This window comes from Streptomyces sp. NBC_01549 (assembly GCF_026339955.1).
Classification (GTDB): Bacteria; Actinomycetota; Actinomycetes; order Streptomycetales; family Streptomycetaceae; genus Streptomyces.
Genome location: NZ_JAPEPW010000001.1, coordinates 5,174,760 through 5,187,293 on the forward strand (window position 1 = coordinate 5,174,760; position 12,534 = coordinate 5,187,293).

12 protein-coding genes are annotated in these 12,534 nt (G+C 70.0%); 3 read left to right on the forward strand and 9 right to left on the reverse strand.

Features of this window, described 5'->3' with window-relative positions:
- The first annotated feature begins 58 nt into the window (after positions 1 to 58).
- Positions 59 to 541, forward strand: coding sequence for a hypothetical protein (locus OG819_RS22990; RefSeq protein WP_266651050.1), 483 nt, complete (start codon positions 59 to 61; stop codon positions 539 to 541).
- Positions 542 to 821: 280 nt separating this feature from the next.
- Here the strand turns inward: OG819_RS22990 and OG819_RS22995 are convergent, their stop codons facing one another.
- The 8 genes from OG819_RS22995 to OG819_RS23030 form a co-directional block, all read right to left on the reverse strand.
- Positions 822 to 2,357 (reverse strand): DUF1996 domain-containing protein, encoded by a 1,536-nt coding sequence (locus OG819_RS22995; protein WP_266651051.1) that lies wholly within the window; start codon positions 2,355 to 2,357, stop codon positions 822 to 824.
- A gap of 256 nt (positions 2,358 to 2,613) precedes the next feature.
- A complete protein-coding gene (locus OG819_RS23000) occupies positions 2,614 to 3,270 on the reverse strand; it encodes a response regulator transcription factor (protein WP_266624217.1) in 657 nt (218 codons plus the stop codon).
- Positions 3,255 to 4,529, reverse strand: coding sequence for a sensor histidine kinase (locus tag OG819_RS23005; RefSeq protein ID WP_266651052.1), 1,275 nt, complete (start codon positions 4,527 to 4,529; stop codon positions 3,255 to 3,257). Before OG819_RS23005 ends, OG819_RS23000 begins: the two co-directional genes overlap by 16 nt.
- Before the next feature lie 276 nt (positions 4,530 to 4,805).
- A complete protein-coding gene (locus tag OG819_RS23010; RefSeq protein ID WP_266634267.1) occupies positions 4,806 to 5,798 on the reverse strand; it encodes an NAD-dependent epimerase/dehydratase family protein in 993 nt (330 codons plus the stop codon).
- Between the two features lie 99 nt (positions 5,799 to 5,897).
- On the reverse strand, positions 5,898 to 6,476 hold the full coding sequence (locus OG819_RS23015) for a winged helix-turn-helix transcriptional regulator (RefSeq protein WP_266624213.1): 579 nt from the start codon (positions 6,474 to 6,476) through the stop codon (positions 5,898 to 5,900).
- A gap of 401 nt (positions 6,477 to 6,877) precedes the next feature.
- Positions 6,878 to 7,906 (reverse strand): glutamine synthetase, encoded by a 1,029-nt coding sequence (gene glnII, locus OG819_RS23020; protein ID WP_266651053.1) that lies wholly within the window; start codon positions 7,904 to 7,906, stop codon positions 6,878 to 6,880.
- 426 nt (positions 7,907 to 8,332) lie between these two features.
- A complete protein-coding gene (locus OG819_RS23025; protein WP_266651054.1) occupies positions 8,333 to 9,016 on the reverse strand; it encodes a hypothetical protein in 684 nt (227 codons plus the stop codon).
- A 213-nt stretch (positions 9,017 to 9,229) separates the two neighbouring features.
- Positions 9,230 to 9,589 carry an arsenate reductase family protein gene (locus OG819_RS23030; RefSeq protein ID WP_266414599.1) on the reverse strand — a complete coding sequence of 120 codons (360 nt, stop codon included), beginning with the start codon at positions 9,587 to 9,589 and terminating at the stop codon, positions 9,230 to 9,232.
- Positions 9,590 to 9,753: 164 nt separating this feature from the next.
- Between OG819_RS23030 and OG819_RS23035 the strand changes: the two genes are divergently transcribed.
- Both OG819_RS23035 and OG819_RS23040 read left to right on the forward strand, forming a co-directional pair.
- A complete protein-coding gene (locus OG819_RS23035) occupies positions 9,754 to 10,062 on the forward strand; it encodes a hypothetical protein (RefSeq protein ID WP_266414600.1) in 309 nt (102 codons plus the stop codon).
- 238 nt (positions 10,063 to 10,300) lie between these two features.
- Positions 10,301 to 10,777 (forward strand): hypothetical protein, encoded by a 477-nt coding sequence (locus OG819_RS23040; protein ID WP_266651055.1) that lies wholly within the window; start codon positions 10,301 to 10,303, stop codon positions 10,775 to 10,777.
- Between the two features lie 62 nt (positions 10,778 to 10,839).
- Here the strand turns inward: OG819_RS23040 and OG819_RS23045 are convergent, their stop codons facing one another.
- Positions 10,840 to 12,504 (reverse strand): phosphotransferase, encoded by a 1,665-nt coding sequence (locus OG819_RS23045; RefSeq protein WP_266651056.1) that lies wholly within the window; start codon positions 12,502 to 12,504, stop codon positions 10,840 to 10,842.
- Positions 12,505 to 12,534: the final 30 nt, after the last annotated feature.

Genomic DNA, 12,534 nt, shown 5'->3' on the forward strand with positions numbered 1-12,534 from the left:
CCAGGGCCCTCGCCGGGGCTCCCCACGGCGTGGGCGCCGACAGGCACCGGAGGAACGTATGAGGTTGACACGCGAAAAGCTGAGCGGGCACGGCCTGGCGGTCGTCGCGGCCGCGGCCCTGCTGGCGCTGACCGGCTGCGGCGGGTCGGGTGGCGGGGGAGGGACCAAGAGCGACTCGGCCGACCAGGTCCCGGCCACCGCGACCGGCAGTCTGGAGGATCTGGCGGCCGAGGTGAAGTGCAAGCCGAGCATTCAGACGGACGCCGACGAGATCCGTCAGGCAATCTGCAAGAACCCCGACGGCAAGTTCGTCCTCGCCACCTTCGCCACCGATCGCGGCCAGCGTGAGTGGATCAACGACGCGAAGGACTACGGGGGGTTCTATCTCGTCGGCGCCAAGTGGGTCGCCGTCGCCGACCAGAAGGTGGTCACGGCGCTGCGCGGCCAGCTCGGCGGGACCTTGGAGGAGGGGGCCTCGCACCACTCGGGCTGGAGCGGTGGTGGGGGAACCGAGACCGCGCACTCCGGTCACAGCGGCTGACCGCGCAGGATCTGGGGTAAGGGCTCCGATCGGAATCAGCGCCCGGCTCGCGACGCCCGGCACGCACGCTCGCGGCGTGGCCAAAAGGCCCTCGTAGCTCTCCGCTACGAGGGCCTTTTGGCGCCTTGCGATCGTACGCACCAGACGCCGTGAGCTGATCGGGCTCTCGTTCTTTTCGGAGCTCCAAGCGAAGGCCGGCGGCGGGAGATCCCACCGCCGGCCTTCTCAGTGCCGTGCTAGTTCTTCGGTGAAGCGACTACTGCCTTCGGTGAAGCGACTACTACCTGCACTGCTGGCCGGAGTTGACGCAGCTGGCGATCTTGTTCGCCAGGCCACCGGTGGTGACGCTGATGAAGTCGTCGTGGTCGGTCGCCGACTTGTGGAGCTGCTCCGGGAAGCCGTCCACCGCGTACGCGTTCTTCACCACGCCGTTCTGGAGGGTCGGCGGGTTGATCTTGTAGACCAGGCGCATCGTCAGCTGGGGGATCGCCTTGAAGCCGTTGCCGCAGACACCGCTCGCGGGGTCGGCGAAGGCCACGTGAGTGCGGTGGTTGGCGCTGTCGATGTTCTGGCCGTCCCAGCAGCTCTGGAAGGCGAACGTGCGGACCACGTTGCTGCCCTGCGGGCAGATCGGGTACTGCGACGTCAGCTGGACCTTGTTCTCGAAGCCGGTGCAGCTCCAGTGCGCGTTGGCGTTCGCCAGACCGTTGGTGGTGGTCTTGGCGTCACCGGTGATGATGCGCAGGAACTGCGGCATCGCGACGACCTTGCTGGCCGGGCTGCCGACGTACTTGATCTGCGCCTGTACGGGGGTCAGGATCTTGCCGACGTTGCCTTCCTTGCCACCGCCGTCCGCGTTCCGGTCGAAGTCCTGAGTGCCGTTCTGGAGACGGACCACGGGCCAGTAGTACGACGACAGGTCGTTCTTGTTCTGGCAGCTGGTCCCGCCCTGCAGGAACGTGTTGTTGCTGGAGAACGCGTTGACCTTCTGGTTGCCGACGTAGTCGTGCAGGTGGTGCGCGCCGTTGGTCACGCCGGGCGCCACGATGACGTTGTCGGTGTTGTGGTTCTTGTTCGCGTTCACACCGCACTGCGTGGTGAACGTACCCCTCGAGGCCTGGCCGGTCTTCTGGGGCTTCGCCAGGACGTTCGGTGCGACCTTCGTGATGTCGACGAAGTCGGCGGCGACGGGACCGTTTCCGGCCTGACCGCCGATGTTGGCCGGTGCGCTCGCGCTCGGAGCAGCGCTGGCCTGGGCGCCACCGTTGTTCTGCTGGCCGCCGTTGTTCTGCCCGTTGTTCTGCTGGCCACCGTTGTTCTGGCCACCGGCGGTGGTCTGAGCCTGGTCGGCGGTGGTGCCGGTGCAGGCGGCGAGAGCGTCCAGCGTGGTGGGGGCGGCGGCGCCCACCCGCGTGAAGTCGATCTTGATGCGTCCGATGACCGCGCTCCGCTTGTCCTTGAGCGGCGACAGGATCGCGTTCTGGACGAAGCCCGCGTCATTGGCCTGGGCCTGACGTGACGAGGCCAGCCGGGCGTACGCCTCGGTGATCTGCTTGTCGAGCGTGGCCAGCTCCGCGTCGACATTCGACTTGGCGTTGGCGGGCACGTTGGTCAGCTTCTGCCCGATGTCGGGGCAGGAGATGGTGGCGACCTGGGCGGCGGCGGCCTTGACGGTGTTCGGGCTCGAGTTGGTCTCGTGCGCCGAGGCGTAGAAATTCGCCCAGATCAGTCCGCCCCCACCGATCGCGAGCGCCGCGGATGCGGCAACGGCGCGAACAGCCAGTGGCGAACGTCGTTTGCGAGTGTTGCGTCCCATGGAACTCCTCTGACTTCCTTGCGGGGCATCGAGGCGCCCGACAGGAGTGAAGCGGCGTCCATCAGTACGCAGGTGACTCCTGAGGCGTTCAGAAACCCAGGAAAATCTTAGAAGTTCGTGAGGTCATTTCCGGCGCAATGGGCTCAGAAGCGCATGTTTTTCGGGGAGTTGATATCGAAAAACAGGTTTGAATGATATTCAACGGTGTGGGTGGCCTCTCTCTCACGGTATCCACCCGCTGCCGTTCGGTGTTCCCTCAGTGGCCGCCGCGATCCAAATACGCCAGTACGGCGAGTACGCGCCGGTTGTCGTCGTCGGATACCTCCAGCCCCAGTTTGGTGAAGATGTTGGAGGTGTGTTTGGCGATCGCCCGTTCTGTGACCACGAGTTGGGCCGCGATCGCCGCGTTCGAGCGCCCCTGCGCCATCAGTTCGAGCACCTCCAGCTCGCGCGGAGTGAGCCGCCCGAGCGGCCGGCCGGTGTGCGAACGCCGCGCCAGCAGCTGCTGGATGACCTGCGGGTCCATCGCGGTCCCGCCCGCCGCCACCCGCCGTACGGCATCGATGAACTGCTCCGCGTCGAACACCCGGTCCTTGAGCAGATAGCCGACCCCGCCGGTGCCGTCCGCGAGCAACTCCCGTGCGTACAGCTGCTCCACGTGCTGGGAGAGCACGAGCACCGGCAGCCCCGGCCGCTCCCGGCGGGCCTGGAGCGCGCACTGCAGCCCCTCGTCCGTGTGCGAGGGCGGCAGCCGTACGTCGACCACGGCGACGTCGGGCGCCAACTCGGCCAGGGCCCGGGTGAGTTCGGGCCCGCTCTCGACGGCGGCGACGATCTCGAAGTCGTACGCCTCGAGCATCCGGACCAGTCCGTCGCGCAGCAGGAACAGGTCTTCGGCTAGGACAACGCGCAAGGGATCTCCATGGTGACCATGGTGGGACCGCCCGCGGGGCTGCTGACGGCCAGGACGCCGTCGAATGTACCGAGCCGTCGCTCGACCCCGGTGAGCCCCGAGCCCGCGCCGACCCGGGCGCCGCCCTCCCCGTCGTCGGTGACGGTGATACGGAGCATTCCGTCCCTGTGCTGGAGGTCGACCCAGAGGCGCTCGGCACCGGAGTGCTTGACCGCGTTGGTCGGCACCTCGCTGACGGCGAAGTACGCGGCGGACTCGACGGGCGCCTCCGCGCGGCCGTCCATGTCGACGTCCACCTCACTCGCGAGCGGCAGCCGCAGCGCCAACGCCCTTACGGCGTCGCAGAGTCCACGCTCGGCGAGCACGGGGGGATGGATACCCCGTACGAGGTCGCGCAGCTCGGTGAGCGCCTCGGCGGAGGACCGGCGGGCCTGGGCGAGCAGTCGGCGGGCCTTGGCCGGGTCCTTCTCGATGAGGGCGTCGACGGTCCCCAGGTCCATCCCCATGGCGACCAGTCGCGCCTGTGCTCCGTCGTGCAAATCCCTCTCGATACGGCGTAGTTCGGCAGCCGACGTGTCCACGGCGGCACGGCGGGTCTCGGTGAGGACGCGGACCCGCTCGGCGAGTTCGCCGTCGCCGGAGGCGAGAACGGAGCGGACGAGGAGGAAATGGACCCGCAGGAGGGCGGGGGAGAGGAAGTAGGAGGTGACGAGGAGCGCCGCGCCTAGTACCCCCGCGAGGAGGGCGGAACCCTGCCCCGACACCGGCACGAAGCCGTACCACCACCCCACATGCGTCCCGTCCGTGAAGACCCGCCACAGGCCGGCCGCCAGCGCGAAGCCCTCCAGGGGGTAGAAGAGGAGGGCGGCGGGCAGCAGAGCGGTCACGAACCCGGCGGTCATGTCGACCACCAGCCAGCCGAGGTCGCGCCAGGTCGCCGGGTCTCCCAGCATCCGCAAGCAGCGCGTCCATGGGCTCAGACCCGCGGGCAGACTCCTGTACGTGGACGGAATCCGTATCCCGCACCACTCGGCGGCGCTGATCCGCCGGCGGTCCGCGAACGCCCGTACGCCGGTCAGGACCCAGGGGGTCGTGACGATCCCCACCCCCACGGGCACCAGCAGGATCGACACGACGGAGAGCACGAACAGAAGGACCCCGCCGGTGAACCCCCCGACGGCCAGCACCAGCCCTCGTCCCCCGGCGACCAGCACCTCCGGGCCGCGTGCCCGTATGCCCCTGCCGCTCCACATCTCCATACCGCCAGTCTCGCCGACCCGTCCCGCACGGTCACTGGGCCGAGCCCCCGGGCGGGGGTGGTGCCAGGTTCACCCCGGGGGCAGGGTCCAGTTCCTTGTCTGCGGGCGGGTGGGGGCTGGTCGCGCAGTTCCCCGCGCCCCTCAGGAGCGCTGGCGCGCATCCCTCAGCCCGTCCGGCGTTTGAGGACGAGGCGTTCAGGCCGACAGGGGGTCTGGGGGCGGAGCCCCCAGGGATGGGACGGGTAGGGGCGGCGGGGGCGAGGACAAGGAGTGGGGTTACAGGGCGAGCACCTTGGCCTCCACGTCCGGCGGCAGCCCCACCGGCGGGCGCCCCGGACGCTGAGGGGCCACCCCGCCGATGTCCTGGAGCCAGGCCCACGTGTCCGCGACCGTCTCCGCGACGGACCGACACCGCAGACCCGCCTCCACCGCACGGGAGACATCCGCCCGATGAAGAGCGTCATGCATGTCGGTCCCCACCGGCACCCACACCGGCAACTGCGTCCACGGCTGGATCCCGGCGTCGAGGACCACGGAAGGCTCGGTCCAACGGAGTTCCGCCCGCGCCCCCGTGACGCGAACACAGGCGTCGAGCAGCTCCCCCATCGTCGTATGCCCCTGCGGACTCATCAGGTTGCACGCCCCGCTCACCCCCGCTTCCGCCGCCCCGAGAATCCACTCCGCCAGGTCACGGACATCGACGTACTGGAGGGGAAGCGACCGGGGCCCGGGCGCGAGCACGGGGCCGCCCCGGGCGATCCGGGTCAGCCACCACGGCAGACGGCCGATGTTCTCGTACGGCCCGAGGATCAGCCCGGACCGTACGAGCAACGAGCGCTCCGCGCCGAACGCGGACACGGCGGCCAGCTCGCCGCCCAGTTTGTCCTGCGGATAGTCGGTCTGTTCCGCGTCCTCGGACGCCCCCTCCACGAGGGGCGCGTCCTCGGCGTAGTCGGCGGGCGGAGCCCACGCGTAGACCGAGCAGCTCGACACGTACACATACCGCCCGGCCCGGTCGGCCAACAGCCGTGCCGTGTCGCGGACGGCCCGCGGCGCCGCCGACCAGGTGTCGACGACGACATCCCACTCACCCTCGGCGGAGGCGTCGGCGAGCGCCGCGAGCCCGTCCGGGGCGGTGCGGTCGCCCAGCAACGACCGCACCCCGGCGGGCGGTTCGCGGTGCCCCCGGTGGAAGACGGTCACCTCCCAGCCACGGCCGAGCGCCGCCTCCACCACGGCCCGCCCCGCGAAGTCCGTACCGCCCAGCATCAGTAGTTTCTTGGGTTTCATACGGACGACTCTGCCCGCACGGTCCGCCGGGCGGAACGGGAATCTGCTGACAGAAGAGTCGCTGAGCGGCGGGGTGGGTCAACGCCCCGTCGGAGGCGCGTACTTGTACCCGACCCGCCGTACCGTCTGGATCGCCTGCCGGTGCTGCGCCCCCAGCTTGCGCCGCAACCGCGCGACGTGGACGTCGACGGTCCGCCCGTCGCCCACGTGCCCGTAGCCCCACACCGTGGTGACCAACTGGTCACGAGTGTGCACCCGGTGCGGATGCGCGACGAGGTGCGTGAGCAGCTCGAACTCCAGGTAGGTGAGGTCGAGCGACCGCCCGTCGACCTCGGCGGTGCGCTGCACGGGGTCGATGCGCACGAGCGGGTCGGCCCCGACGGCGGCGTCGGCGGGGGCCGGCGAGTTCGGGACGGCGACCGGCAGCGGGGGCTGCTGGTCGGCCGGTACGAGGACCAGGTAGCCGATCATCGGCGGCTGGCCCGGCAGTACCGGCAGGGTGTGCGGGGGAGCGGGCAGCCAGGTGGCGCCAGGCGGCAGGAAGTCCGCGACGTCGGCCACCTCGTCCCGGTGGACGGCACGGAGTCGGTGCCGTGCGGGGGTGGGCACGGGTGCGGAGGTGGCCGCGACGGATGTGAAGGAACGAGTGGTCGCCATGAGAGGTCAGCTCTTTCGCGCGAGAAGTTCGTCGGGAAGGTCGACGACCGCGAGTTCGTGGTCGGGGCCGTCGAGGACGTACGTCGTGCGCGCTGGCCGAAGGCCGGGGTGTACGGCTTTAGAGGGCCCGCGCGTTCGTCGCGCGGCAACACACCCGGTCGAAGTCGTGATGCTGACGGGACGGCCAGAAGGGCTCCAGGTCGGGGCGACCCGTCGCGGTGTACCTCTGGAAGCTGGCCATGTCTCCATTGAAGCAGACGCCGGGGCCGGGCAGGAGAGTCCTCTCACAGGTCGGACGCGTCCTTGGCGTGAACTTGACGTCGTTCTACGAGGTCGCCGTCGCGACGCGAGGAGGCGCCCACCGTGACGGTGAGCGCCTCCTCGTTCGAGTGCGGGGCGGATCAGACCTGGCCGGCCTTCTCCAGGGCGGTGCAGCAGGTGTCGACGAGCAGGCGCGTCACGACGTACGGGTCGACGTTGGCGTTCGGGCGGCGGTCCTCGATGTAACCCTTGCCGTCCTTCTCGACCTGCCACGGGATGCGGACCGAGGCGCCACGGTTGGAGACGCCGTAGGAGTACTCGTTCCACGGGGCGGTCTCGTGCAGGCCGGTCAGGCGGTCGTCGATGCCGGCGCCGTAGTTCTTGACGTGGTCGAGCGGCTTCGAGCCCTCGCCCAGCGACTCGCACGCGGTGATGATCGCGTCGTAGCCCTCGCGCATCGCCTTGGTGGAGAAGTTGGTGTGCGCGCCGGCGCCGTTCCAGTCGCCCTTGACCGGCTTGGGGTCGAGGGTCGCGGAGATGTTGAAGTCCTCGGCGGTGCGGTAGAGCAGCCAGCGGGCCACCCACAGCTGGTCGGAGACCTCGAGCGGCGCCAGCGGGCCGACCTGGAACTCCCACTGGCCGGGCATGACCTCGGCGTTGATGCCGGAGATGCCGAGACCCGCCTTGAGGCAGTTCTCGAGGTGCGCCTCGACGACGTCACGGCCGAAGATCTCGTCCGCGCCGACGCCGCAGTAGTAGCCGCCCTGCGGGGCCGGGAAGCCGCCGACGGGGAAGCCGAGCGGGCGCTCCCCGTCGAAGAAGGTGTACTCCTGCTCGATGCCGAAGATCGGCTCCTGCGCGGCGAACTTCTCCGCCACCTCGGCGAGCGCGGCACGTGTGTTGGACTCGTGCGGCGTCATGTCGATGTTCAGGACCTCGCACATGACGAGGACGTCGTCACCGCCGCGGATCGGGTCCGGGAAGATGGCGACAGGCTTGAGTACGCGGTCCGAGGCGTGACCCTCGGCCTGGTTCGTGGAAGACCCGTCGAAGCCCCAGATCGGCAGCTCGGCACCCTTGGCGTCGTCGGCCAGTATCTTCGTCTTGGAACGGAGCTTGGCCGTCGGCTCGGTGCCGTCGATCCAGATGTACTCAGCCTTGAAGGTCACGGGCCACATCCTTCGGGGTGTGTCTTTGGGCGCACTGCGGGTGCTGCGGCACTGGGGCGCCGCGGTACTGCCCGGCAGCCTGTCAACAGGCGATTTCCCGATCATTGCTCGAATGTGAACGCCGTGTTACCGGGTGCCTCTGTGCTGCGACTCAGTCGCCGAGAGCGATTCGCGACCGCTATCAGCGGCCGTTCGCGAAGCCCGCGACCATACGCGTCGGCCCATCGTGATCCTCCCGGCCCCGGTCGCGGCGGCTCGTATGCGATGGGTTTGCGGGCGCGCACCCGGCTCCACCTCTATGTGCCGCTCGTGCCTCGGTGTACCGGTCATGCCTCGACGCGCCGGTCCCGCTGTTCGTGGCCGCGAACAGCGGGACCGGCACGCCGCGCCGAGTGGCGCAGTCCCTCAGCCGTCAGTCTGAGGCGCTCACCCCACCTTCTCGATCCGGGCCCGGCGGATCAGGAACTTGCCCGGCTCCCGGACCTGCTCGAACGCCGCGTTGTTGAGCAGTACGCAGCTGCCCGACACGGAGGTGACCTGCACGGTCGTGGACTTGTTGTTGTCCAGGTTCGTGACCTTGAGCTTGGTCCCGGCCGGGAACTGGTTGCTGGACGCTGCCGGGGCGCCGGCCTCACCCGAGAGGGTGACGGTCGAGCCGTTGCAGACCTGCTGGCCGGTGGCGGCGCCACCACCACCCGCCCCCTGCGCGGGTGCGGTGGTCTGCTGCTGCGCGGGCGGGGTCTTCGCCGGCTGGGCGGACTGCGCGGGCTGCGTGGTCTGGGAGCCCTGAGCCGACTCCCCAACCGCGCAACCGGACGCCTTCTGCTGCACCTTGATCTGAGCGATGACCGCCTCGCGGTTGGCGATCCGTGCCGTCGACTGCGCGTCGGGATTGGCCCGCTGGCCGTCGATGAACTTCTGGTTGTTGCCGAGGGCGGTGGCGAGCCCCTGGCAGACCATCGAGTCCGCGGCGGACAGGGTCCGGGCGTTCGAGCTCTGCGCCGCGTTCGAGGTGGCCGCCATGGCGAAGGCGCCGCCTCCGGCCACGGCCGCGGCAACGACCAGCAGCGTGACCTTCTTCTTGGCGCTGAGAGTTCTCCTACGCGACATGCGCGCCTCCTGTCCGTGGCCGCCTCCGTCGGCGGCCTGCTGTGATCCGTATGCCGCTAAGTACGAGATCCCGAACAGGGTTGCTCAATGGTCGACACGAGTCATTGAAGTGGCCTGGGCCACATGGGGAGTTGGCCGGGGAGGCGGCGGAGAGGACGTGCGCCGAGAAAACCGGGACTACCACGCCTCTCGGGACTACCGCGTCTGTCGGGACTACCGGGACAAGGCTTCCCGCACCGCTTCCTCCGTGCGTGCCACGACGGCCGTCCCGTCGTCCGCCGTGATGATCGGGCGCTGGATGAGCTTCGGGTGCTCGGCCAGGGCCTTGATCCACTGCCCGCGCGCGCTGTCGTCACGCGCCCACGACTTCAGCCCGAGCTCCTTGGCGACGGCCTCCTGCGTCCGGGTGATGTCCCACGGTTCGAGGCCCAGCCGGTCCAGTACGTCCCGGATCTCGTCCTCCGTGGGTACGTCCTCCAGATAGCGGCGGACGGTGTACTCCGCACTTTCCGCGTCGAGCAGGCTGATGGCGCTGCGGCACTTCGAACAGGCCGGATTGATCCAGATCTCCATGCCGTACACGTTACGCGAGACCCCCTTTTCCACTGGTGTCACGCCACCCCCAAAGGCCCTGTGGCCAGGGGCTTTTGTCAGTGCCGGGCGGTAGAATAGAAGCAGTGTTCGAGGGTGTCGCCGGGGGGTCCGGATGGCGCCCTGACCGCGACAGGAGGATGCCTGTGCCCGCTGCCGCACTGAAGCCGCTGCCCACTCAGTCCACGTCCAAGAGGGCGGTCCTGATGGACCTGCCGTACGAGCCCGTGACGAAGCGCCCGTTGCCGCCGGGGCGGCCTCGCGAGTGGTACGTCACGCACAACCGCCGGCTCAAGGCGATGCGTCTCGCGATCGCTCTGCTCGATTCCGGTGTGTATGTTCCGAACCAGGCCCGCGACGAGAAGATCCGCAGCACCGCGGAAGCGATCGGTGTTCATCCGCCGTCGGACACCACGTGCCACATGGTGCGCGCGCTGATGCGTTACGCGCGCTGAGCGCCGGGGCGGCGGGGGCGACTTTCCTCGCCCCGCCGCCCCTACCCGTCCCATCCTGACCCGTCCCATCCTGAAGATGCGGGGCGAAGCCCCGCTTCAGGGGCGCGGGGAACTGCGCGGCCAGCCCCCACCCACCCGCAGTCGGTCGGCCTCACCCGATCGGCACCCCTGGCATGCGTACGCCCTGCTCACAGCCTTGACTGAAAGGGGAATCCACAGCGGAAGGTCGGGAGACGACATGGCGAGGCACGCGACGCAACGGATACGCGGGATGCGAGGGCTCGGCGTTCCGGGGGCGGTGGTTCTCGTCCTCCTTGTGGCCGTCGGCGCGTCCCTGACCGGCTGTTCCAACGGCACCACTCCTTCCGACGTGGCCTCGTCCCTCGCGTCCGAGGCCGGCAACGCCCTCGCCTCCGCTACCGCCGAGGCCGGGCGGAAGCTCGACGAGTTCAAGAGCGGCCTGGACGCCAAGGACGAGGTGAAGGTGGGCGACCAGGTGACCACCGACTCCGCGGGGCGGGCCACCGTCAAGGTCACCGCGACCAACCCGACCTCCTCGGCGAGGAAGTACGCGGTCCAGGTCGACTTCCGCGACACGGTCGTCGTCACCCTGAACGACGTCCCGGCGGGCGCCGCCAAGGACGCCACCGCCCGCAGCAACCGGGCCCTCTCCGGGGACGTCACCGCCGACGTCTCCCGAGCCGTGCGGACCTGACGGCCGTGCACCGGAACGGCACCTCGGCCCCCGGAGTCTGAACGCGGCCGCCCTGCGGCCGCTCAGCCGTACAGCTCGAACAACCCGGTCACATACGCCGTCAGCCGTTCGCCCAGCAGCTCGGGGGTCAGGTCCGTGCGTCCCAGCTCCCGCCACGGCACCGCGAGCTTCTCGGCGTCGGGGGAGTAGGCGAGCGCGTCCAGCAGCCGCCAGTACAAGTGACTTTCGGCGTCGGCCGGCCGGCGTCCGCCGTGTGCCTCGTACCGCGCGCGGAACCCCAGGCCGTACTCCTCCCCGTGCAGCAGCGCGAGGGCCGTGGAGCAGTGGGCCACGTCCAGGTCGGCGGGCCCCCACGAGGTCTCCACCCAGTCGACCACCCCGCTGATCCGCAGCGTGTCACCCGCTCCGCCGAAGAGCACGTTGCCGGGATGGAAGTCCCGGTGCAGGAAACACCCTTCGTACGCCGGGGGCTCGCGCCGGATCACGTCCACGGCCCGCTCCCACAGCGCGCCCCGGGGCGTACGGACGCGTTCGGGTGAGGTCCATGCCTGGTAGGTGCGCGGACGGTCGGCCGGAACCACCGCGTGGATACGGGCCAGTTGGCGGGCCAGCAGGTCGATGCGGCGGTCCAGGTCCTCCTCGTCGACCCGTACCCCGCCCGGCAGCGAGGACATCAACAGGGAGGGATGGTCGCAGTGTTCGGCGGCGGCGTCGACGGCGCGCAGCTCGGGCGTGGGCACGTCCTCGTACGGGGCGAGCAGGGTGAGGACGGACGCCTCGCGGGCCAGCAGGCCGGGCGCGTGCCGGCGGTAGAAGGGCTTCACGAACGACCGCAGCACCAGACCCGTACCGTCGTCGAGGGTGAGCCGGCGCATCTGGGAGCTCCAGCCGCCGCGCAGGGCCGTGGACTCCCGGACGCTCCTGCCGGCCGGAAGCTGCTTGGCCACCCAGCTCCGGGTCGCGGTCCACCCGCGCTCGCCCAGTCCCACGAGCACGGAGTCCACGAACCGCGCCCGCTCGGCGGAGTGTTCGCGCAGCCACAGGCCCAGCATGTGGTCGGCGTCGGGGAATTCGAGCCGGGTGAACTGGGCACGGGCGGTGAGCGCGTCCGTCACGGCCTCGGTGACGGCGGGCGGGATGACGGCGTCCGTGCCGGGTACGGCGAGTACCGCACGGCCGTCGTACCCGCGCAGCACATCGAGCGCGGGGGCCTGCCGCCAGCTGTCCGGCGCCCGGATGATCTCACTGAAGCGCCCGGCGCCCTCCCCGAACGGAACCGGCCAGGCCTCGGCGCCGTACACCGCGGGCGCGCACAGGCCCAGCGCCACCACGCGCCGCCCGTAGTGCCCGGCGAGATCGGCCACCGTCTGGCCGCTCATGCTGAATCCGACGAGGATCAGCGGACTGTCCGCCGGGACCGACGCGTCGATGACGGAGACGGCCTGCTCGAAGCGTCTGCGCAGGCTCAAGTCCTTGAGTTCGCCCGAGCTTTCGCCGTGTCCGGAGAAGTCGAGGGCGAGGCCCCGGCAGCCGCGTGCCACGAATTCCTCCAGCAGCGGGAGCAGGCGCTCCTTGTTGCCGAGGCCCGCGCCGTGCAGCAGGACGACGGTGGCCGCGGCGTCACGGTCACCGGCATGGTCATGGCCGGGGCCAGGGCTGTCGTCACCGCCGCCGCTGACGCAGCTCAGTCGTTCACCGTCGTGGTCGTGTGCGAAGGAGGCGAGCATGCCCCCATTTACCCACGGCCCCGGCGTAGT